A 21796-nucleotide genomic window follows, 5' to 3' on the forward strand; every position below is an offset into this window, starting at 1 on the left:
GCCTCACCCGTCGTGCCCTCAAACAGCGTCGCGGTCTTGCCGCCAACCCAGATCGGGCCGCCCGCTGCGTGCTCGATGCGGATGCGGCCCGAACGGCCGAGCCGGGTGCCTTGCGTGGCGGTGTAGGGCGCATTGACCTGGCCTGTCCGCAGCATCCATTCAGCGACCGACGCATTGAGGCTGCCAGTGACGGGATCCTCGATCAGCCCGCCATAGGGATCACTGAATATCGCGCGCACTTCGTAGGCGAAGGGGCTGCTTTCGGGGTGCAGTCCGACAAGGCCGATATCGATGCGCGAGGCATGGGACCGCGCCGGTTCGACGGCTATGACCGCCGCCGCATCCTTGAGCTGGATTCCAAGCCAGCCGGGGCCGTTGTCGATCCATTCGGCGGCAACGACATCAATTGCCGCGATGCCGAGCACACCGCAGGCCTCGGCCAGCTTGTCCGCCTCGACCGGCCCGGCGCGGAGCAGCGGGGGTGCGGCAAAGGCGAGGCCCTCGGCGCTGCGACGGACGTCGATCAGGCCTGCCCCGCATTCCTGCACAACCTTGCCGGCATGGCGCGGGGTGCCGCCCGGGGTGAGCCAGGCGTGGGCCGAGCCGAGCGTGGGGTGGCCGGCGAAGGGCAGTTCCCGGTCGAGCGTGAAGATGCGCACGCGGTAATCTGCGTCCTCGTTCGTTGGCGGCAGCAGGAACGCGGTTTCGGAAAGATTGAGCCAGCGCGTGATCGCCTGAAGCTCGTCGGTCGCGCGGTCGGCTTCGAGCGCGATCACGGCCAGCGGATTGCCGGAAAACGGGGTCTCACCGAAGACGTCGACAAGCTGAAAGGGATAATGTGGCATGACTTCACGAACTCCGCGCCGGGCATGGCGCAACGGTGACAATCACGGCGCGGACGGTATTGGCAAGAATGAAAAGCCTTTGGCGCAGGAATGAGGAAGGCTTTCCATGCGGCGGATCAGCTATCCGGAATGGCGAAGCTGAAGCGCAGGCCGGCGACGAGTGTGTCGGGCGCGCCGGGGGCCCAGCCGGGATGGATCACGTATTGCAGATCGGGCTGGATATTGAGCCACGATGCGACCGGGCGCTGCGCCGTGAGTTCGAGCACGGTTTCCGCGCGATGGGCACGGTCGGGGGCTGCCAGCACCGTGCGCCCCGCGTGTCCGAGGCGGGCATGGGCGGCGGCAAGCCCTAGTCTCCATTCCCCAAGCGTGGCGACGGCGCCGCCGCCAAGATAGGCGGCAATGGGGTTGGCGCGCGCATCGGCCCCGCCGATGCGGACCCAGGCACTGACCTTCCGCGTCACCGCGCCTTCGAGCATGGCGTAGACCCCGCGCGAGAGGGCGGGCGGCCGGGCGGGATCGAGCGCGTCGAAGCGCGTGGTATAGTGCCAGCCGCCCAACTGGAGCAGCCAGGTGCCGACCGGCACGCGCGCTTCGGCGATGAGCAGCGCGCCGGTCGTGCCCGGAAAGCGCAGCGCGGCCTTGCGCGGATCATGCCGTGCGCCGGCGAGCGCATCGAACACGCCGAGCCCCAGCGCCTTGCGCCCGTGCTGGACGCGCACCACGAGCGCGGCGGCGGTCATCGGGAAGATCGAGGGGCCGGCGAGGCCGCTCTGCGAGATGTCGGGACCGATACCGAAGGCGCTGTTCACGAACAGGGCGCCGGTGTTCTGGATATCGAATTCGGCATTGAGATCGATCAGCCCGGCCTTGGCCGAGACAAGGGCGGACGGTTTCCACTGCGCCCAGGCTTCGTAGACATGGGGCAAGGTATCGGCTTCGAGGCTGCTGATTGTCTGGTACACGCCGATGCGGCGGCCAGAGAAATCGGGCCCATGCACGGCAATGAGATCGAGATGCGCGGCAAGCGAATCGAGCCCGGCGGCGGGACCCTTGAAATCGACCCAGGCATCGGCGCGGCCGACGAGGTCGGTGCCGCGGTCGGGGCTCCCATCCAGCGCCGAGAGGACGTCGGCCGTGTAGGTTCCGCCGAAGTCGAGTGCGGATTGTGCAGCGGCCGTGCCGGGTGCGGCAAGGCCGACCAGAGTGAGGGAGAGCGCGGCAAGGGCAAGGCGGAACGGGCGGTGCATCGAGTCACTATCTGGGGCAAGGCCGGATAACATCACGCTTCGCCGCTATCAGGGAAAAAGCGCAGCAATGTTGCAGCACTCAGACAGGGATTGCCGCCGCAGCCATGCGAGGAGGGGCTGCGGCTTCCGCAAAGCCGATTTCACGTGCTGCGCGATTTCATGATGACAGCGCCGCGCCGATACGATAAATCACTCCAACAATACAAAGTGTTCACCCGGCGCGGCCTTGGGAGAGGATGCGTAAAATTGCACCGCGCCGGGTGTCCAGCCTTGTGTCTTTTCAACAAGATTGATTTGTCTCGGTGCGGCCCATCTGCCACGCCTCACCTGCGCCTGCGTGCGGATGATCGAAAAGACCGATTATTGTAAGCGGACAAATCAACTGGTTTGATCAGGCTGCTTCGTGCCAAGCCCCGAATGCCGCTGGTTTCCCCTTGAAGCCCGGACACACGATCAACAACCCGAGCGGCATTTCGCCGGGCCTTTCGCGTCACGTTTGCGCGAAAGTGTGCCTGCGCGCATATGCCGCGACCTATGAGGAAACGCCCATGCGTGCTTCGCTTTCCACCCTTGCCATGGCCCTGCTCGCGGCGCTGCCGATGGCCGCCAACGCTGCCGATGCCGCCACGTCCGCGCCGGCTGCCGCCGCGCCCGAGAAGCCGACCACCAACAAGGATTGGTGGCCCGACCAGCTTGATCTGACGCCGCTACGCCAGAACGAGAACACCGCAGCGAGCCCCTATGGTGCCGATTTCGATTACTCCAAGGCCTTCCTCAGCGTCGACCTGAAGGCGGTGAAGGCGGATATCGCCAAGGTGCTGACGACCTCGCAGCCGTGGTGGCCGGCGGACTATGGCAATTACGGCCCGTTCTTCATCCGCATGGCCTGGCACAGCACCGGCACTTATCGGACGATCGACGGGCGCGGCGGCGGCGCGGGCGGCGAGCAGCGCTTCGAGCCGCTGAACTCGTGGCCGGACAACGCCAATCTCGACAAGGCACGGCGGCTGCTCTGGCCGATCAAGCAGAAGTATGGCCGGGGGCTCTCGTGGGGCGACCTCATGGTCCTCACCGGCAATGTCGCGCTGGAGCAAATGGGCTTCAAGACGCTGGGCTTCGGCGGCGGCCGGGCCGACACCTGGCAGCCGGACGCGGTCTATTGGGGCACCGAGAAGAAGTGGCTGGAAGCCAACAGTGACCGCTGGAATGAAAAGCGGCAGCTCAAGGGCCCGCTTGCCGCGGTGCAGATGGGGCTGATCTATGTGAACCCGGAAGGGCCCAATGCGAGTGGCGACCCGATTGCGGCGGCGCATGATATCCGCCAGTCGTTCGGCCGCATGGCGATGAACGACGAGGAAATCGTCGCGCTGATCGCGGGCGGGCACACCTTCGGCAAGGCACACGGCGCGCATCCGGCAACCTGCGTCGGCGCGGCGCCGGCGGGTGCGGGGATCGAGGCGCAGGGCACTGGCTGGAAGAACAGCTGCGGCACCGGCATGGGCAAGGACACGGTGACGAGCGGCCTCGAAGGCGCGTGGTCCGCCAGCCCGGTCCAGTGGACGACGCAGTACCTCGACAACCTCTTCGCGTTCGACTGGGTCAAGGTGAAGAGCCCGGCGGGGGCGACACAGTGGCAGCCGGTGAACGCGGCGGACGTGCAGATCGTGCCCGACGCGCATGAGGCGGGCAAGACCCATGCGCCGATCATGTTCACCACCGATATCGCGATCAAGCAGGACCCGGCGTTTCGCGCGATCGCGCTGCGCTTCAAGGACAAGCCCGAGCTTTATGCGGATGCTTTCGCCCGTGCATGGTTCAAGCTGACCCACCGCGACATGGGCCCGAAGACGCACTACATCGGCGCGGACGTGCCGGCGCAGACTTTCAGCTGGCAGGATCCGCTGCCGGTGGAAAGCCACCCGCTGATCGGCGCGGCGGAGATCGCCACGCTGAAGACCAAGGTCATGGCGGCCGGCATCGCTCCGGCGGCGCTGGTGCGCACGGCCTGGGCATCGGCCTCCACCTTCCGCAATTCGGACCTGCGCGGCGGTGCCAATGGCGCGCGCATCCGGCTCGCGCCGCAGAAGGACTGGGCGGTCAACGATCCGGCGGAATTGGGCAAGGTGTTGGCCGCGCTTGAAAAGCTGCGCGCCGATTACAACCGCACCGCGCCCGGTGGCCGCACGGTGAGCATGGCGGACCTGATCGTGCTCGGGGGCAATGCTGCGGTCGAGCAGGCGGCGGCCAAGGGCGGCGTTTCGCTCGAACTGCCGTTCACCCCGGGCCGGGTTGATGCCAGCGCCGAGCAGACCGATCCGGCGGCGTTCGCGCCGATGGAGCCCAAGTCCGACGGCTTCCGCAACTTCCAGGCAGCCGATGCCTGGCAATCGCCGGCCGAGGCGTTGGTCGACAAGGCGAGCCTGCTGGGGCTGACTGTGCCTGAAATGACCGTGCTGGTGGGCGGCCTGCGCGTGCTCGATGCCAATGCGGGCGGATCGAAGGCGGGTGAATTCACGGGCCGTCCGGGCACGCTCTCGAACGACTTCTTCGTGAACCTGCTCGGCATGGACACGGTGTGGAGCAAGGCGGGCGCAGCCTATGAAGGGCGCGACCGGGCCAGCGGCGCTGTGAAGTGGACCGCGACTCCGGTGGACCTCATCTTCGGTTCCAACTCGGAACTGCGCGCGGTTGCCGAAGCCTATGCCAGCGACGATGCCCGCGAGCAGTTCGTGCGCGATTTCGCCAAGGCCTGGACCAAGGTGATGAACGCCGACCGTTCGTAAAGCGTTGAAGCAGAAGAGGGCCGGGACGCTTGAGCGTCCCGGCCCTTTTTCGTGTCAGGCGTTCGGGCGGTTCGCCAGCAGGTTGTCCACCACGCTGGGATCGGCGAGCGTCGAGGTATCCCCGAGGTTGCTCACATCGTTCTCGCCGATCTTGCGCAGGATGCGGCGCATGATCTTGCCCGAGCGGGTCTTGGGCAGGCCCGGCGCGAACTGGATGACGTCGGGCGTCGCGATAGGGCCGATCTCGTGGCGGACCCACTGGATCAGCTCCTTGCGCAGGGCTTCATCGGGCTCGACATCGGCGTTGGTCGTGACGAACGCGTAGATGCCCTGGCCCTTGATTGCGTGCGGCATCCCGACGACCGCGGCTTCCGCCACCTTGGCGTGGGCGACAAGCGCGCTTTCGATTTCGGCGGTTCCCATGCGGTGACCGCTGACGTTGATCACGTCGTCGATGCGGCCGGTGATCCAGTAGTAGCCGTCCTCGTCGCGGCGGCAGCCGTCGCCAGTGAAGTAATGGCCGGGGAAGGTGGTGAAATAGGTCTGGAAGAAGCGCTCGTGATCGCCCCAGACGGTGCGCATCTGGCCGGGCCAGCTCTGTTCGATGACAAGGCAGCCATCCGCTGCGCCTTCGAGCAGCTGTCCCTCACCGGTGAGAAGCGCGGGCTTGACACCGAACATGGGCCGCGTGGCCGAGCCGGGCTTGAGCGCGGTCGCGCCGGGGAGCGGGGTGATCATCGCGCCGCCGGTTTCGGTCTGCCACCAGGTATCGACGATCGGGCAGCGGCCTTCGCCGACGACCTTGTGATACCATTCCCAGGCCTCGGGATTGATCGGCTCGCCGACCGAACCCAGGAGGCGCAGCGACTGGCGCGAGGTCTTCTTCACCCACTCGTCGCCCTCGCGCATCAGGGCGCGAAGTGCGGTGGGGGCCCCGTAGAAGATCTCGACGCCGAACTTGTCGACCACTTGCCAGAAGCGGCTGGGATCGGGGAAGTTGGGTACGCCCTCGAACATCACGGTGGTCGCGCCGTTGAGGAGCGGGCCGTACACAACATAGCTGTGGCCGGTGACCCAGCCCACGTCTGCCGCGCACCAGTAGATCTGGCCGGGGCGGTAGTCGAAGACGTACTCGTGCGTCATCGAGGCCCAGACGGAATAGCCGCCGGTGGTGTGGAGCACGCCCTTGGGCTTGCCGGTGGAGCCGGAAGTATAGAGGATGAACAGCGCATCTTCGGCGCTCATTTCCTCCGGCGGGCAATCGGCGGACTGCGCGGCCACGGCGCTGGCCCAGTCGACGTCGCGGCCTGGAACGTGGGGCACATCGGCACCAGTGTGCTTCAGCACAATCACGGTATCGACGCCGGGGCACTGGCTGAGGGCTTCATCGACATTGGCTTTCAGCGGCACGCGCTTGCCGCCGCGCAGGCCTTCGTCCGCCGTGATGACGAGGCGGCTGTCGCAATCGCTGATGCGGCCGGCGAGGGCATCGGGCGAGAAGCCGGCAAAGACGATCGAATGGATCGCGCCGATGCGCGCGCAGGCTAGCATGGCGACAGCGGCTTCGGGCACCATCGGCAAATAGATGGTGACACGTGAGCCGCGCTCCACGCCGCGCGCCGTGAGCAGGTTGGCGAACCGGCAGACGCTTTCGTGCAATTCGCGGTAGGTGATGCGGCGGTCGGGCGTGTCCGGGCTGTCGGGCTCCCACAGGATGGCGAACTGATCGCCGCGTTCTGCAAGGTGACGGTCGAGGCAATTGGCGGCGAGGTTGAGCGTGCCATCCTCGAACCAGCGGATGCCGAAATCGGCCTCGTGGAAGCTGGTGGTGCTGACCTTGGTGAAGGGCTTGATCCAGTCGAGCCGCTTGGCTTCCTCGCGCCAGAAGGTGTCCGGATCGGCGAGCGATTGCGCGTACATCGCCTTATAACGGGCGTCGTCGATCAGCGCGCCTTTGGCCCAGCTTTCGGGGACCGGATAGGTGGTCTGGCTCATGGCGGCATCCTCTCGGCTAGCGTTGGATTTTGGCCGCTATAAGACGGATTGAGCAGGCTTTGCCAAGCCTTGAATTTGCCTCTCCGACCCGCCTCTCGGCGGGCCACCTCCCCGAGGCGCGCTCGGGGAGGAGCTCGGCTCAGTGCGCGCCGGCCAGAGCGGTGAGGAACATCAGGACGACCGGGTGCGGCTCGATGCTGGCGAGCTGGCTCTTCACGGCGGCGAAGGCATCATCGGCGGCGATGAGCGCGAACTGGATATCGGCCTCGGTCATCGCGGCGCAGAAGAACATGTTGTGCCAGGGGTGCACGTAGACCCCGCGCTTCAGCATGGCCTCGCCCCAGGCGAAGCCGACGCGGTAGTCGGGATCATTGTCGAACAGGATTTGCGGCATCTGGACGGGGCCGGTCTGGCGCAGGGCAAAGCCGTGCTTGGCGGCGAGGGCATCGAGGCCTTCGCGCCACATGGTGCCGAGGCGGATCGAGTTTTCGAGGTAGTCGCTCTCGCGCAGGATCCTCAGCGTCTCGACCCCGGCGGCCATCGGCACGGCGGCGAACCAGAATGAGCCGGTGACGTAGATATGGCTCGCGCCCTCGCGGCAGCGGTCGTTGCCGAGGAGGGCGGAGATCGGATGGCCGTTGGCGAAGGACTTGCCCCAGCAGCTCATGTCAGGGCGGACGCCGACGAGCTCCCAGCTGCAATCGCGGATGAGGCGGAAGCCCGCGCGCACATCATCGACGATGAGCATGGCGCCGGTTTCATCGCAGAGTTCGCGGGCGCGCCGGGCATAGGCGGGATCGGGGAGCGCCTGATCGATGAAGGCATCGTGCTTGAAGGGCGAGGCGAAGATGGCGGCAAGATCATCGCCAGCTTCGGCGACAGCGGTCTCGAGGCTGGCGACATCGTTGTACTGGTACTTGGAAATGAACGCGCGCTCTTCGGGCACGATGCCGGCGGGCATCGGCGTGCACCACGGCGCGGCGCCGTGATAGGCACCGTCTGCCACGAGAATGCGGCGCTTGCCGGTCTGCGCGCGGGCGGTGGTCATCGCCATGGTGGTGGCATCGGTGCCGTTCTTGCAGAACATCGCCCAATCGGCGTGGCTGACCATGCCGACGAGGGCTTCGGCAAGGTCCACGAAGTGCGCGCTGGGGCCGGTCAGCGTATCGCCCTTGGCGAGCTGCGCGACGGCGATGTCGTTCACGCGCCGATCGTTGTAGCCGAGGAGGTTCGGGCCATAGGCGCACATGAAATCGAGATAGCGGTTGCCATCCACGTCCCAGATATAGGCGCCTTCGCCCCGCTCGAAGAACTGGGGGTAGCTGGCGGGGAGCAGCGTGGTTGCCTCATGGCCGTACATGCCGCCAGGCACGACTTTCAGGGCGCGGGCACGCAGGGCTTGGTCGGCGGCGTTGGTGGTCATCGGGCTCTCCCTTTTCGCGGTCAGGCGGCTTGTTCGGTGGGGCTGCGCAGGGGCAGGACTTCGGGCAGGAACGTGCGGGCATAGGCCTCGCGCGCGAGGCGGGCCTGTTCGTCATAGGCGATGGTGATCGTGCCGTACCGGTGGACCGAGAGGGTCCAGATCGCATCATTGATCACGAGCAGTTCGGTGAAGCGTTCAACCAGATCGGCGCTGGGGGCGATGGCGAACAGCTGGCAGAATTCGGCCATGCTGCGCTCGGCCAGCACGCTGTCGTTTTCCAGATCGCGAGCGCGGATGGAGGCAGAGAGCCCCGAGCCGAGCAGGAGGCGGCGGGCGGCGCCATGCGCGTTGTAGTGATCGCGGCCATGGCCATAGCGTGCGGCGAAGAAGGCCTGCCACGTGGTTACGTTGGCGGGCAGCGGCTTGCCCAGCAAGTCGACGAACTCCCGCACGTAGCGTTCGGCGAGCGCGACGAAGACCTGCCCTGCATCCGGGAAGAAGTGGTAGATCGAAGGTGGCGTGAGGCCGGCTTCCTCGGCGAGGGTGTAGATGCTGATCTGCGCCGGTTCTAGCGTTTCGAGCAGGCGGTCGGCGGAATCGAGGATCGCCTCGAAACGCTGCTGACTGCGCTTCTGGCGCGGGCGGCGGATCGCATCGGCGGAGCCGGGCGCCGCTGGCCGGGGTAGGATCGTGACCATGATGCGCAGGCTAGCACGCCTTCGCCGCTGTTCAACCCATTTCAGATAAAAATCCGAATTTATGTCAGATTCAGCTTGACGCCCCCGGGGCTGGCGCGGCAGCTTCCCCCTCATGGGGATCATGGCTCTGCGCAGAGGCTGCGGAGCCGCAGCGGGGGGAATGACCATGCGGACAGCCAACTGGAATCGGTGTCTCGGTATGCTTCTGGCCGGAAGCGCGCTTGGCTTGGCCGCGCCCGCGCTGGCGGAGGAAGCGGCTCCCGCGAAGAGCGACGGCATTGCCGAGATCGTGGTGACCGCGCAGCGCCGCGCGCAGAATGTGCAGGACGTGCCGATCGCCATCGCGGCGATCAGCGGCGATGCGCTGAGCGAGACCGGAATCCGCGATCCGCGCGACCTGACCTTGCTGGTGCCCAGCCTTTCGATGCAGGCGGGGACGGCCGCTTCGACCACATCGCTGTTCATCCGCGGCGTGGGCATCGGCGATTTCAATTCGAACACCACGGGCGCGGTCGGCGTCTATGTCGATGACGTGTTCCTTGGCGCGAACGCGGGCAAGCTGTTCAACGTGTTCGATTCCGATGGCATCGAAGTGCTCAAGGGGCCGCAGGGGACGCTCTATGGCCGCAACACCACGGCGGGTGCGATCCGCTTTTCAAGCCGCAAGCCGACCGACGAGCTGAGCGGCGATTTTTCCGCGCTCTATGGCCGGTTCAACGAAGTGCAGCTGGAAGGCGGCATCGGCGGGCCGATTGCCAAGGACCTCCTCAAGGTGCGCGTCTCGGGCTTCTACAACCGGCGCGACGGGACGACCTTGAACCGCGTGACGGGCCACAAGGTCAACAACATCAACCTCTGGGCGCTGCGGGGGATTGCCGATTTCACGCCTGCGCCCAACGTGCTGCTGCGGCTTTCGGTGCACGGTGGCAACAACACCGGCGGCGCGCGGCAATTCCAGCACCGCGGGCAGGGCGTCGATTTCTTCGGCAACCCGGCCAAGCTGCCCGATGGAACTCCGACCGACGCCTTCGGCTATGCCGACACCGACAACAACGCCTATGCCGGAGACTACAACGTCGAGGGCAAGGAGCGCATCGGCGTGTTCGGCACCTCGCTGCTCGGGCAGGTCGACTTCAGCGGAGTGCAGCTGACCTCGATCACTGCCTACGAGCAGGTCAACCGCGCGACGCTGGAGGACACCGACGCCAGCCCGGCGGACTTCGTGGTCGCGTATTATCAGGACCGCCCGCGCCAGTGGAGCCAGGAGCTGCGGCTGCAATCGACCGGCGAGCGCAAGCTCAACTGGATCGTCGGCGGGTACTATTTCCATGATACGCTGGCGACCGACAGCAGCTTCGATCTGCTGCGCAGCCTGCGCGATCCGAACGATCTGGCCGGCACCTTCGATCCGGTCAATTCGCTTGGCCTGCTGCGCTATCCCTATACGCAGCGGACGCGGAGCTTCGCGCTGTTTGGCCAGGCGGACTACAAGCTGACTGACAAGCTGACGTTCACTGCCGGCCTGCGCTGGTCGAACGACCGCATCGGCATGGATTACCACAGCCTGTTCGACATCGTGGGCGGGATAGCGCCGGTGAAGGCCTATTCGGACCAGACGCTGCCACTGCTCGATTTCAAGGACACCAAGACTTTCAAGGACCTCTCCTGGCGCGCCGCGCTCAACTACAAGAGCGGGGATACGCTGGTCTACGCCTCGTTCTCCAAGGGCTACAACAGCGGCGGGTTTGCGGGCGGCGCCTCGACCGATCCGCTGCAGTTGAAGCCGTTCAATTCGGAGAAGCTCTATGCCTACGAAGTGGGGCTGAAGAGCGAGTTCCTCGACCGCAAGGTGCGCTTCAATACCTCGGCGTTCTACTACGACTACCGCGATCTGCAGGTCTTCGTGTTCGACCTGACCGGGCCGATCCCGGTGCAGCGCAAGTTGAATGCGGGCAATGCCGCCATCTATGGCCTCGAGGCGGAACTGACCGTGCGGCCGACGCGCAGCCTCGACCTGTTTGGCGCGGCGACCTTCATGCACAGCGAATACAAGAAGTTCGCGGCACTGGGCGGCGTGAGCTACAACGGCAACCGTCTGGTCAACGCGCCCAAGTTCGCGTTCTCGGGCGGCATCAACTGGACGGTGCCGCTGGCGAACGGCGCGGCGATCAAGGCCCGTGTGGACGGAACCTACGTGTCCTCGATCGCGCTGTTCCCGGACAATGCCGCGTCGACCGAAGTGAAGGGCAACGGGCGGATCAACGCGCGGCTGGCCTGGCAGGCGCCCTCGAAGATCTGGGAGGCGGCGCTGTGGGTGAAGAACCTCAACTCGGCGCGGGTGATCTCCTCAATTGCGCCAGTGATCACGCAGGACCAGATCAACTACAACGATCCCCGTACCTTCGGGGTCCAATTGGTCGCGCATTTCTGAGCGGCGCGGCGAGGCAAGAAAAGGCAGCAATTCCTGATGCTTGATGTACATGGCTGGCTCGAGAAGTTCGGCGCGGCACTGAATTGCGGAGATGGCGCGGCCGCAGCGGCGCTATTTCTGCCCGAGGGGCTGTGGCGCGATTATCTGGCGCTCGGCTGGACGCTGGCAACGCACGAGGGAACGGACGCGATTGCCGCCTTCGCCGCTGCGCGCGCACAGGATTCCGGCATCGGCCATTTTGCCAGCGAGGCACCGGCAGGCGCGAGCGAAGGCTTCATCACCTTCGAGACCGCGCTGGGTCGGGGCGAGGGCTATGTCCGCCTGATGGGCGAGCAGTGCTTCACGCTGCTCACCGCGCTGAAGGAGCTCAAGGGCTTCGAGGAACCGCTGCGCGGCCGGCGCAAGTCAGGCGTGGTCGACGAGACCGGCGAGAAGAGCTGGGAGGACGTGCGCCACGACGATGTCGAACAGTGGAGCGAGAGCAATCCGCCCTATGTGCTGGTGATCGGCGCGGGGCAGGGCGGCCTCGCGCTCGGCGCACGGCTCAAGATGCTGGGCGTGCCGTGCCTGCTCGTCGACAAGTATCCGCGCGTCGGCGACCAGTGGCGCTCGCGCTACAAGTCGCTGCTGCTGCACGATCCGGTGTGGTACGATCACATGCCCTACGTGCCGTTCCCCGATCACTGGCCGGTCTATACGCCCAAGCAGAAGATGGGCGACTGGCTGGAATACTATGCCGGGATCATGGAACTGGGCGTGTGGACCAGCACCGAATGCAAGGCCGTCTCCCGCGATGCGGCGAGCGGCAAGTGGCGGGTGGAGATGGTGCGCGACGGGAAGCCTGTGACGCTGAGCCCGGAGCACGTGGTGATGGCGGTGGGCAATGCCGGCTTCCCGGTTACCCCGACGTTTCCCGGGCAGGAGACGTTCAAGGGCCACCAGTGCCATTCGAGCGCGCATCCCGGCGGCGAGGGGTTGGCCGGTCAGAAGGTGGTCGTTGTCGGCGCGAACAATTCGGCGCATGACATCTGCGCCGATCTCGTCAGCCACGGCGCCGAGCCGACCATGATCCAGCGCTCTTCCACCCTGATCGTGCGGCAGTCGAACATGGAAACGCTGCTGGCGGGAGCCTATTCGCAGCAGGCGTTCGATTCCGGGCTCACCACCGACAAGGCCGACCTGCTCGGCGCATCGGTGCCGATGCGCCTGGCCGAGAAGGTCAACAAGGCGACCTGGGATGCGCTTCGGGTTTCCGAAGCGCCGTTCTACCAGCGGCTCACCGACGCCGGCTTTCAGGTCGATTTCGGGCCGGACGGCACGGGCATCGCGATGAAGTTCCAGCGCACGTCTTCGGGCTACTACGTCGATGTCGGCGCATCCGAAATGGTGGCGGACGGGCGCATCAAGGTGCGCTCGGGCGTTTCCATCGAGCGGATCGTCGAGGATGGGCTGATCCTTTCGGACGGCAGCCATGTCGCGGCCGACCGCATCATCTACGCCACCGGCTTCGGCGACATGAAGCAGTGGGTGGCTCGCCTGATCAATCCCGAAGTGGCCGAGCGCATCGGCAAGACCTGGGGCTATGGCTCGGGCTTCCCCGGCGACGAGGGGCCGTGGGAAGGCGAAATGAAGAACCTGTGGAAGCCGACGGCGGAACCGGGGCTGTGGTTCATGGCGGGCAATCTCGCGATGGCGCGCGGCTATTCGCAGTACCTCGGTCTGCAACTGAAGGCACGCTATGAGGGGCTGGCGGTCGAGCCTTACACACCGGGCTGAAGCGGAGGGCGCGCAGCGAGCGCCGCGCCGATCAGGACGAGGCCGAGGATCACCGCGGCCGAGCAGGCGATCAGCACGGTATCGATGCCGGCAAGGCCGATCAGCCACCCGGCTACCGTGGGCAGGGTGGCCGCGCCCATGAGCTGGGCCGAGGCGGCGAAGGGCAGGCTGCGGCGCGTCGGGTCCGCTTCCAGCAGGAAGCCGGTGAGCGCGGGTGTGAGCACCATCCACACGAAGCCGTAGCCGACGACGAGGCTCCAGCCCGCGAGGCCCTCTGCCCCGCGCAGCAGCAGGAGGGCGACGATGGCGATCAGCGCCACGCCGGTGGCGCCAGCCCGCGCGCCGGCGTGGCCGCGTTCGCCAATGGTGATCGCGACCAGCGCGCCGGCCATCTGCCCGACCATCGAGGCGGTCAGCATCGGCGCGATCCGTTCGGGCGCGATCCCGCGCGCTTCGAGCCACAGGCCCATGTAGGCCCAGATCCCGACCACCGCGCCCACCAGCAGCGCCGAGGCGGCAAGCCCGATCCAGCCCGAGAGAGGCATGGCGCCCTTGCCCGTGCCGGGTTCGTGATCCACGGCCGGAACAAGACCAGCCGGGACGAGCGGCAGCGCCAGCACGCCAAGCGCGGCAATCACGGCGAGCGCGGTTTGAACGTCGCTGGCCGAGCCGGGGGTAGCCGCGCTCGCAAACCATTGCAGGATCGCGTACTGGCTCGCCGCCTGAAGAAACAGGAATGCGGCAGCGGCGGCGTTGAGGCCCTTGCTGCGCGCGATGGCGCCTGCCGCAACGCCCACCAGCAGGCCGCCGCCCGCGCCAGAGACGGCGCGCGCCAGAAACAGCGGCATGGCGGCAGGCATGAGGTTGGCGGCAATCGTGATGAACAGTCCGGCGAAGGCAACCGCGCGGGCGGGCACGCGCCCGAGCAGAGCGATGCCGCCTGCGCTGCCCAAGGCAATCGCGGCAATCTCGATCGCCGCAAGCAGGCCAAGACTGGGCTCGCCGATCCGGCCTTCATGGACATAGCCGCCATAGAGCAGCGGCTGGACCCCCAGCACGAGCAGGCCCGTCGCGCCGATCAGCAGCGATGCGCCGAGGGAAATCCGCGAGGGTGGCAGCATTGCAGGCGCGGAGCCGACTGGTTCCTGCAGCGCCGCCATGCTATGCTCCCTCTGATCCGATAATTATCGGATTCATCGGGCAGCGGAGGGGCCAAGTCAAGCGGGCCGCAGCCGCCATGCCCGGACGGCCGGACATCGCCAGACGGGCTGCTTTTGCCCCCTCGCAGGCACGAAGGGCGGGTAGGGGACTGCTCGTGCCTCAAGGCCACTGGCCAGGCACAAGGCAGACGGATTGACTGCCTTGCCTGGCTCGACGGCGCCCCCATGCGGTTCGGCGGTGCGGGGCAGTTCCGCCGCCTGAAGCAGTGTGTATCGCTTTACCTTAATCGAAATCTTTGATAGAAAAATCTCTTAAGCCGGATAATAACGCGGTCGCGTAATCGGCCAACCTCGACGCAGGCAAAAGCTGTCGTTGGGACGTCTGGCGACGGACTTTTTAAAATGGGCACAGAAGAAGCACCTAGGCGCGTTCTGGTCATTGAACGTTTCGCGAAAATTTCTTTCGCATACTCCGAGAAATTGAAGGAGGGGGGGTATAGTCCGATCGTGGTTGAGACGGCGGCTGAAGCACAGAAAGTCCTCGCCTCAACAGACGGCATCGTAGCAATCTTGCTCGATCTGCATTTGCCGGATGCCGAGGGGATCGAACTGCTAAAGGCGCACCCCGAGATCCTGGCGCTCTTTCCGGTCATAATCGCCACCTCCGACAAAACGACTTCAAGGGCCATTGAGGCGATGCGCCTCGGCGCTTTCGAGTATCTGGTCAAACCAGCGGCCCGCACCCGGCTGATTGCAGCGATCGACAGCGCCACAACAAGCCGGAGTGGCTTCGCCAATCTCACGATCGACAAGCGTTCTCCGATCGTTTTTGCTGGCTCGCGCTTTGTCGGTGGTTCTCCGCAGATGCAGGCGATCTATCGGCAGATTTCACTTGTCGCCAACAGTCGCGCGACCGTGCTCATTACCGGTGAGACGGGGACGGGTAAGGAAATTTGCGCCGAAACGCTGCATCAGCAAAGCAGCCGCGCCTCACGGCCATTCGTCGTCATAAATTGCGGCGCGATTCCGGAAAACCTGATCGAATCCGAGCTCTTCGGCCATTTGAAGGGCTCGTTTACGGGCGCGGTTGATCATCGCGACGGCGCGGCACAGGCCGCGCACGGTGGTACGCTGTTTCTCGACGAGATCTGTGAGATGCCGTTGCACCTCCAGGTCAAGCTACTTCGCTTTCTCCAGAGCGGCACGGTCAAGCGGATCGGCTCGAACCGTATGGAAACGGTCGATGTGCGGGTCATCTGCGCGACCAATCGCAATCCCGCGACAGAAGTCGCGGAAGGACGGCTACGCGAAGATCTCTATTATCGTATTGCAGTCGTTCCCATCGAGATGCCGCCACTGCGCTTGCGCTCGGGCGATATACCGGAACTGGCTGGTGTGTTGCTGAGACGCTTCGCGCGGGAGGCAGGTAAGACGTTCCATCCCCTGACTCCCGCCCATGTCGCCTTACTCGAAGCTGAGGATTGGCCAGGCAACGTGCGCGAACTGGAAAACCTCATCTGGCGCGCCACCTTGCTTAATGAAGGGCCAGATTTGCCACTTGCCGCGTTCGCCCCCGACAGCGGTAGCGGCATGGTCTTGCAAAATGACGATACGGGGCGGGCAGCAGGCCCTCACCCTGAGAAGGAAGCTCTTGCTGGGCTGGACGGTATGTCATTTGCCGAGATCGAGCGGCTGGTGATCGAGCGTGCGATTGCCACCCACAGCGGCCACGTGCCGCTTGCGGCGCAGAGCCTGGGCCTCAGTGCGTCCACCCTCTACCGAAAACTCAAAGAGTGGTGATCCCCCGACAATGGATGGCATTTTGCGACTTCACTCTCATTTTGAGAGGCAGGGCATTATAAGTACATGTACGTGATTTGAAATAATACTGAAATTTCAACATTACATTCGGACTGGCCTGAAACATGCAGGGTAGCTTTCCCATCAACGGGAGACGTCGCCTGTGACCTGCACCAACCATTCCAATGCGCCGCTCACGACCGATCGGCTGCTCCAGAAGCAGTTCGAACCCTGCAACTATCCGGCTCTGGTAACCTATTTTGGTGACCGGCGTATCCAATCACTGGTGGAATGGATGGAATGCCTGATCCCCGGCAACACGTCCGCCCGCATCTTCGACAGCTACATCGTGCCTTTCGCCAGCCTTCCGCTGAAGTATTTTATCGTTTGCGGGAATGACACGACGCGGATGATCAAGCTGCTCCGCCACTACCCCCACCTCGTCGGCCGGAAGATATGCATTGCGATGATGGCGCAGAGCACGCCTGCGGATCGTGCGCGTCTTATGAAATCGGGCTATGACGATGTGTTCCAATCCTCCATGCCCATGATCGAAGCGCGGTGCCGCCTCGATGCGCATCTGCGCCGCAGCGAAGCGGCGCAGGTTGGAGCTCTCCACCGGCGTTCGCCTCGCGCCACCGAAGTCGATCAAGGGCTGCTCGGGCCATTAGTGGAGACGCGGCTGTCAGAGCGGGAACTGCTCGTACTCCGCTTGCTGGCGCAGCGTATCGGCATTGCGACTCCGATCGTTTCCTTGCAGCGCGAGATCCGCAGCAAGTATGGCCATGCCAGCATCCCTTCTTTGCGTGCGGTCGTCAGCCATATTCGCAAGAAGCTGCGCGTCGGCTTCACAATCAACGCGAGTGTGGATGGAGGATATGTGTTGCGTCAGCAAGCCAGCGAAGCGCACTGAGCGGCCGTCGGTTTGCTACTAGAGCAGAGGTCCCCAAGCGCGCCGGATCTGGGCGATCGCCCATTCCGGCGCGCCCACTTGTGCCAAGATCGCGCATGACCACTCGGCCGTTCGCCTTCCCATTCCGCGCAAATTAGCTGACAGCATCGGGACAGTCAGGCCCATGTGCGGGGAGGCGGCCTCACTCCCCGCTCGCGGTGCGGGGAAGGAGACCCACCACAACGCCGACTTGCTGTTCGGTGCCGGATGGCAGCCGGATCGAGACATGACCGGCATAGTCGACGTCGAAGCGTGCAACATCGGTCTGAAGGGTCCACGCGAAGTTCGCGTCACTGGGCTCCCCCTTGCTCCCGACGGGCCGGCGATGCCCGTCATAGGCATCGATACGCCCGCTTTGCGTGATATAGTAATCTTCGGGATCGCCGTAGAGGATAATCCGCGCTACAAGTGCAAGAGCCTGCGGCCCCGCCATCTCTCTTCCGGATTGATAGCGGACCTGACGCATCGGCACGAGGCCGTTGGTCTGCTGTACATTGGTCATTTCGGCACTGACCATCGCTTCTGCGTTTTGCCAGCCGTGCATGATCGCCGCGACGCGATCCTTGCGACCTGGATGGGTCGGCGTGGCCTGCTCAGGCAGAATCCGGGCTGCAGCCGATGTGGTTTGAGCAAGACTGGCACCGAGGCGCGCCAGCACAAAACCGGAAAACTCGTCAGCCTCGAGCTCGTCGCGCCATGGCTCGGTGGATTGGCGCAAGGTATGGCCTGCGAGGTGATGGCCGACCTCGTGCGCCAGGATGCTCATTGCACCCCAGTCCTGACAAATATGATCCGCGACCTGCGCCATGAAGCCCGGGTCGAACAGGATGACGCGTCGTCCGTTGATGATTTCGGCGGCCGCCGGCATAGAGGTATTCACGATCAGCTCGAAGTTCATTTCGAGCCCGCTGATGCGCTCGACACGCTCGACCTGTGTCTTCGCTTCCGCGATATCTGCGGCTTGCGATGCACTCGTTCGTCCTAGGTAACCGAGGCCGCCCATGCTTTGAACGCGGCCTTCGCCGGGCCAGTAATCTTGTAAGCGGGCCTGCGACCATTCCTTGCTGACTGCACATTGCCCTTTGTCGCTTTGTTGCCCAGCCGTTTCGGCGGACATCTGCTGCAGTTGGTATTCCTGGTCTGGATTGGAACGTGCCGAGGCCGGTGCCAGCGCTCCGCACATCAACAAGAGCGTGATGGCAGTGCGCGGACCGTTTGTCCGCTGAAGCCCCCCAAAGCTGAATGCTTCTTTGCTGGAAATGCTCGAACGCTTCATGGCTCCATCTCCCAATGCTAGCGAAAACCACTACGCATGAATTGGGCCATATCAGTTATAGTATTGAAATTGCTTTCTTAAAAAGTTTGCGCAGGGTCGATCCGAGGCGTACTCATCGCAAAACCGGAAAATCATGTTGCAACATGCAAGTTGGATGGGCTCTGAGTTTGCTCCGGCAGTATCCTGGACGTGCGGCACTGCAGCCTCCACCAACCCGGATTTTTACGCGAATGTCAGCGGCAGATTTTTGCGTAAATCGCCGAGGCACTTTGGGATCGGTGCCGGAATGGCCGCGTGCGATCATGGCAGAATCAAGTTGAAGCAAGCTCTTGCAGCCATAACGCTTTTGTTGCTGACGGCAGCTGATCCATTTCAGCACGCTGAAAGCCCTAAAAGCCTGTTTTCTAAGCATTTTGGCAGATTGCGGAGTGTCTGCTGCCATGCAAGCCTGCGATTGCTCCAAGGCGTTCTTTGTAACTGGACCCGGCTTGGCGCGCATAGCGCACGCAAGAACGGAATGGATTGCCGATGGCTGGGGCATTCGAAGCTGTAAAGACGGGGCTAGATGTTGCGTCGAAACTGCTGGGCATCGGCGAGTTTTTCGGAATCGATCAAGCGCTCGGTTTTAAAGGCGACAATGGACTGCAGGAAATTAATGGAAAATTAAGTGACATACTTAATATTTTCAAGGATATTTTGAGCGTTTCAGAGCAAACGAAGGCTGATGTCATCCTCGGCCAGCTGTCCACATATAAAACGCAAATGGCTGATAGTCTTCAGTATATGCTGAGTTATCAGACTCAAATCAATACGACCGGTGTGGTTGATACCCATGCGCTAAATCTCGCATTGGATGATTCGCAAAGCGCGCTCAATGGGATCATATCCTATATCGCAAGCGTCCCAGCATCGCCTGTTGTGTTGGCACCGGTGCTATTTGCCGCCCTTGCCGTGCGCGAACAGGTCATCTGGGAGCTTGGCGACGGAGCATTTTCGGCAGACTATAAGCAGCAGCTCGATAACGCCCATCAGGCTCTTCTAGACCTGAGATCGCATATGGTTGATGCGTATCTGGGTGATATAAATATAACCATAGATAGCAAATCAAACACATATTTTGTACTATTTGATTATAATTTATCTATAGTAAGCGCAAATTATCCAAGTTATGTTCAAAAATTAAAATTTTCTTTGCAGAATATTGGGGTGGTTGAGTCCATTGCTGAGCAATTCTAAAAAACAAAAAATTTTTCCGACTTTCTAAAATATTGGAAATCTTCTGATCCTGTTTCTTCACCACCTCTTAAGGATATTGATGCGAAAACCTCGCTGAGATTACAAACAGAGGATTCTGCGAATAAAGTTATTTTTGCGCACTTTCAAAGCGATGCAGATAAACTGAAGGCTTGGCCGGATTATGACGCCACAATTGCGAAACTGGAAGGTCTGACTTCTGGCGATCACCAAACCGGAGACCACGGTGGCGCCCCCTTGGATGACGCGCTGCAAGCGCGCAGCGATAGCAACTACACGGTTCTCGAGGGCCTGCGCGGCGACGACACATTGACCGGCGCGGACCGTACAGACCTCTTGCGTGGCGGTGATGGCAACGACACCGTGATGGGCAAAGCGGGCGACGACATCCTCATCGGTGGCGCAGGCGATGATGTCCTTCTGGGTGGTTTGGGCAATGACCGCCTGGATGGCGGAGACGGCATCGACACGGCCAGCTTTGCCGATCTTGGGCGCGAGGGTATCGCGCCGGGCGTCACGGTTTCGCTGGATATTCGCGGCGCGCAGAACACGCAGCAGGGAACCGACGTGCTGCTGAATATCGAGAATGTTTCGGGCAGCCCGTTCAATGACACGCTGACAGGCTCGATTGGTGCCAATGTGGTTTCGGGCGGCGGCGCCGACGATACGCTGAGAGGATTGGCAGGCAATGATACGCTTGACGGTGGCTCAGGCACGAACACGCTGGATGGCGGCGCGGGTGACGATACCTATGTCCTCCATGCCGGCTCCAGTGACACAATTACCGAAGCTGCGGACGGCGGCGTTGACACGGTCAAGGCCGACTTCAGCTATGCGTTGGGCATTGGTCTGGAGAACCTGATCCTGCTCCTGGCAGGCAACCTGAATGGTACGGGGAATGAGCTCGGCAACGTCATGACCGGGAACGCAGGTAGCAATACGCTGCTGGGCATGGCGGGCAACGATACTTTGTACGGGGGCGACGGCAACGATACGCTGGACGGGGGAACCGGCGCTGACACGATGACGGGCGGCGCAGGCGACGACACATACAAGGTCGATAACGCTGCCGACAGGATCGTCGAGCTCGCGTCCGGAGGTACCGATGCCGTCCTTGCCACGATTTCCTGCAAGCTCGGCAATTTTGTCGAGGTCCTGACTTTGCCCGGAACCGACAATCTGAAAGGCACTGGCAACACGCTAGACAACACCATCTACGGGAACGCGGGCAACAATGCTTTGGTCGGCAATGCTGGTGACGACAGCTTGTATGGCGGCGACGGCAAGGACACTCTGAATGGGGGTGACGGCGCTGACACACTGATTGGCGGTGTTGGCAATGACTCGCTGACCGGAGGTGCGGGGCCTGATCTGCTGACTGGCGGCGAGGGTGCCGACAAGATGACGGGCGGGGCCGGCAACGATGTCTATCTGGTGGACAATGCCCATGACAGGACGATCGAGAGCGCCGACGGCGGCACAGACACAGTGCAGGCCTCGATCAGCTGGACGCTGGCGGCGCAGGTCGAGAAGCTGACCCTGATTGGCGGAAACCTGAATGGTAGCGGCAATGCCAGCGACAACACGATCACAGGCACATCGGGAAACAACGCGTTGAAGGGCCATGCTGGCGACGACATCATTTTTGGCAATGATGGAACCGACAAGCTCTTTGGCGGTGACGGAAAAGACACCCTGACCGGCGGCACCGGCAAGGATATCTTCGCATTTGACACTGCGGCCAGTGTTGCGAACGCAGACAACATCACCGACTTCAGCCGCGCCGAGGGCGACAGGATCCAGCTGAGCAAGGCTGTCTTTGCCGGCTTCTCTCACCTGGGTTCACTGACAGCTGATGAGTACTACGCTGCTGCCGGTGCGAAGACCGCCCATGATGCCTCGGATCGAATGATCTTCAACACCACGACCGGCGACCTCTACTACGACGCCGATGGTTCGGGCGCGAAGGCGGCAGCTGTTCTCGTCGCGCATCTGACAGGCCATCCCGCGCTTGCGTACGGAGACATCCAGATCATCGCATAACCGCCTCGGGGCAAGCGCTGCCACCCTGGCACAGTGCTTGCCCCTATGGCTGCAGGGAGGAGCCACGCGAAAATCCGCTCAGCCCTCGAAAAGACACTCTTGCTCACCGC

15 protein-coding genes are annotated in these 21796 nt (G+C 63.4%); 7 read left to right on the forward strand and 8 right to left on the reverse strand.

The window, feature by feature from the left end; all coding sequences use genetic code 11:
• Together AQZ52_RS07880 and AQZ52_RS07885 are read right to left on the reverse strand one after the other, a co-directional pair.
• Positions 1–845: PhzF family phenazine biosynthesis protein (locus tag AQZ52_RS07880; protein ID WP_082697623.1), on the reverse strand; the 845-nt coding region annotated here is incomplete at its 3' end.
• Between the two features lie 116 nt (positions 846–961).
• Positions 962–2095 (reverse strand): carbohydrate porin, encoded by a 1134-nt coding sequence (locus tag AQZ52_RS07885; RefSeq protein ID WP_067908159.1) that lies wholly within the window; start codon positions 2093–2095, stop codon positions 962–964.
• Positions 2096–2643: 548 nt separating this feature from the next.
• Between AQZ52_RS07885 and katG the strand changes: the two genes are divergently transcribed.
• Positions 2644–4878 carry a catalase/peroxidase HPI gene (katG, locus tag AQZ52_RS07890; protein ID WP_067909677.1) on the forward strand — a complete coding sequence of 745 codons (2235 nt, stop codon included), beginning with the start codon at positions 2644–2646 and terminating at the stop codon, positions 4876–4878.
• A gap of 54 nt (positions 4879–4932) precedes the next feature.
• On the opposite strand, the gene acs is transcribed toward katG, so the two are convergent.
• The 3 genes from acs to AQZ52_RS07905 all read right to left on the reverse strand — a co-directional run bounded on the left by acs (position 4933) and on the right by AQZ52_RS07905 (position 8994).
• Positions 4933–6873, reverse strand: coding sequence for an acetate--CoA ligase (acs, locus tag AQZ52_RS07895; RefSeq protein ID WP_067908162.1), 1941 nt, complete (start codon positions 6871–6873; stop codon positions 4933–4935).
• Positions 6874–7012: 139 nt separating this feature from the next.
• Entirely contained in the window at positions 7013–8296 is a 1284-nt protein-coding gene (locus tag AQZ52_RS07900) for an aminotransferase class III-fold pyridoxal phosphate-dependent enzyme (RefSeq protein WP_067908165.1), read from the reverse strand.
• 20 nt (positions 8297–8316) lie between these two features.
• On the reverse strand, positions 8317–8994 hold the full coding sequence (locus AQZ52_RS07905; RefSeq protein WP_067908169.1) for a TetR/AcrR family transcriptional regulator: 678 nt from the start codon (positions 8992–8994) through the stop codon (positions 8317–8319).
• Positions 8995–9193: 199 nt separating this feature from the next.
• Between AQZ52_RS07905 and AQZ52_RS07910 the strand changes: the two genes are divergently transcribed.
• Both AQZ52_RS07910 and AQZ52_RS07915 read left to right on the forward strand, forming a co-directional pair.
• On the forward strand, positions 9194–11425 hold the full coding sequence (locus AQZ52_RS07910) for a TonB-dependent receptor (protein ID WP_240481480.1): 2232 nt from the start codon (positions 9194–9196) through the stop codon (positions 11423–11425).
• A 36-nt stretch (positions 11426–11461) separates the two neighbouring features.
• On the forward strand, positions 11462–13201 hold the full coding sequence (locus AQZ52_RS07915) for a flavin-containing monooxygenase (protein WP_067908172.1): 1740 nt from the start codon (positions 11462–11464) through the stop codon (positions 13199–13201).
• Here AQZ52_RS07915 and AQZ52_RS07920 read toward each other — a convergent pair.
• Complete coding sequence (locus AQZ52_RS07920) at positions 13186–14361, reverse strand: hypothetical protein (RefSeq protein WP_067908175.1); 1176 nt, start codon at positions 14359–14361, stop codon at positions 13186–13188. The genes AQZ52_RS07915 and AQZ52_RS07920 overlap by 16 nt on opposite strands.
• 402 nt (positions 14362–14763) lie before the next feature.
• Here AQZ52_RS07920 and AQZ52_RS07925 point away from each other — a divergent pair, with 402 nt between their 5' ends.
• Together AQZ52_RS07925 and AQZ52_RS07930 are read left to right on the forward strand one after the other, a co-directional pair.
• The gene (locus tag AQZ52_RS07925) at positions 14764–16161 is read left to right on the forward strand and encodes a sigma-54-dependent transcriptional regulator (protein ID WP_067908178.1); all 1398 of its coding nucleotides are present in this window, start codon (positions 14764–14766) and stop codon (positions 16159–16161) included.
• Positions 16162–16324: 163 nt separating this feature from the next.
• The gene (locus AQZ52_RS07930) at positions 16325–17074 is read left to right on the forward strand and encodes a hypothetical protein (RefSeq protein WP_067908181.1); all 750 of its coding nucleotides are present in this window, start codon (positions 16325–16327) and stop codon (positions 17072–17074) included.
• A 181-nt stretch (positions 17075–17255) separates the two neighbouring features.
• On the opposite strand, the gene AQZ52_RS07935 is transcribed toward AQZ52_RS07930, so the two are convergent.
• Complete coding sequence (locus tag AQZ52_RS07935; protein ID WP_067908184.1) at positions 17256–18389, reverse strand: M48 family metalloprotease; 1134 nt, start codon at positions 18387–18389, stop codon at positions 17256–17258.
• A gap of 112 nt (positions 18390–18501) precedes the next feature.
• The gene (locus tag AQZ52_RS18740; protein ID WP_169793724.1) at positions 18502–18831 is read right to left on the reverse strand and encodes a hypothetical protein; all 330 of its coding nucleotides are present in this window, start codon (positions 18829–18831) and stop codon (positions 18502–18504) included.
• A gap of 86 nt (positions 18832–18917) precedes the next feature.
• Here AQZ52_RS18740 and AQZ52_RS07940 point away from each other — a divergent pair, with 86 nt between their 5' ends.
• Both AQZ52_RS07940 and AQZ52_RS07945 read left to right on the forward strand, forming a co-directional pair.
• A complete protein-coding gene (locus AQZ52_RS07940; RefSeq protein ID WP_067908187.1) occupies positions 18918–19625 on the forward strand; it encodes a hypothetical protein in 708 nt (235 codons plus the stop codon).
• A 255-nt stretch (positions 19626–19880) separates the two neighbouring features.
• Positions 19881–21686, forward strand: coding sequence for a calcium-binding protein (locus AQZ52_RS07945; protein ID WP_067908190.1), 1806 nt, complete (start codon positions 19881–19883; stop codon positions 21684–21686).
• Positions 21687–21796 lie beyond the last annotated feature (110 nt).

Origin of the sequence: Novosphingobium fuchskuhlense, assembly GCF_001519075.1 — a bacterium.
GTDB lineage: Bacteria > Pseudomonadota > Alphaproteobacteria > Sphingomonadales > Sphingomonadaceae > Novosphingobium > Novosphingobium fuchskuhlense.

Excerpts from the sequence above, each read along its gene's own strand:
- AQZ52_RS07885 (WP_067908159.1), bottom strand. The coding sequence starts at position 2,095 with ATGCACCGCCCGTTCCGCCTTGCCCTTGCCGCGCTCTCCCTCACTCTG.
- katG (WP_067909677.1), top strand. The coding sequence starts at position 2,644 with ATGCGTGCTTCGCTTTCCACCCTTGCCATGGCCCTGCTCGCGGCGCTG.
- acs (WP_067908162.1), bottom strand. The coding sequence starts at position 6,873 with ATGAGCCAGACCACCTATCCGGTCCCCGAAAGCTGGGCCAAAGGCGCG.
- AQZ52_RS07900 (WP_067908165.1), bottom strand. The coding sequence starts at position 8,296 with ATGACCACCAACGCCGCCGACCAAGCCCTGCGTGCCCGCGCCCTGAAA.
- AQZ52_RS07905 (WP_067908169.1), bottom strand. The coding sequence starts at position 8,994 with ATGGTCACGATCCTACCCCGGCCAGCGGCGCCCGGCTCCGCCGATGCG.
- AQZ52_RS07910 (WP_240481480.1), top strand. The coding sequence starts at position 9,194 with ATGCTTCTGGCCGGAAGCGCGCTTGGCTTGGCCGCGCCCGCGCTGGCG.
- AQZ52_RS07915 (WP_067908172.1), top strand. The coding sequence starts at position 11,462 with ATGCTTGATGTACATGGCTGGCTCGAGAAGTTCGGCGCGGCACTGAAT.
- AQZ52_RS07920 (WP_067908175.1), bottom strand. The coding sequence starts at position 14,361 with ATGGCGGCGCTGCAGGAACCAGTCGGCTCCGCGCCTGCAATGCTGCCA.
- AQZ52_RS07925 (WP_067908178.1), top strand. The coding sequence starts at position 14,764 with ATGGGCACAGAAGAAGCACCTAGGCGCGTTCTGGTCATTGAACGTTTC.
- AQZ52_RS07935 (WP_067908184.1), bottom strand. The coding sequence starts at position 18,389 with ATGAAGCGTTCGAGCATTTCCAGCAAAGAAGCATTCAGCTTTGGGGGG.
- AQZ52_RS18740 (WP_169793724.1), bottom strand. The coding sequence starts at position 18,831 with ATGGCAGCAGACACTCCGCAATCTGCCAAAATGCTTAGAAAACAGGCT.
- AQZ52_RS07940 (WP_067908187.1), top strand. The coding sequence starts at position 18,918 with ATGGCTGGGGCATTCGAAGCTGTAAAGACGGGGCTAGATGTTGCGTCG.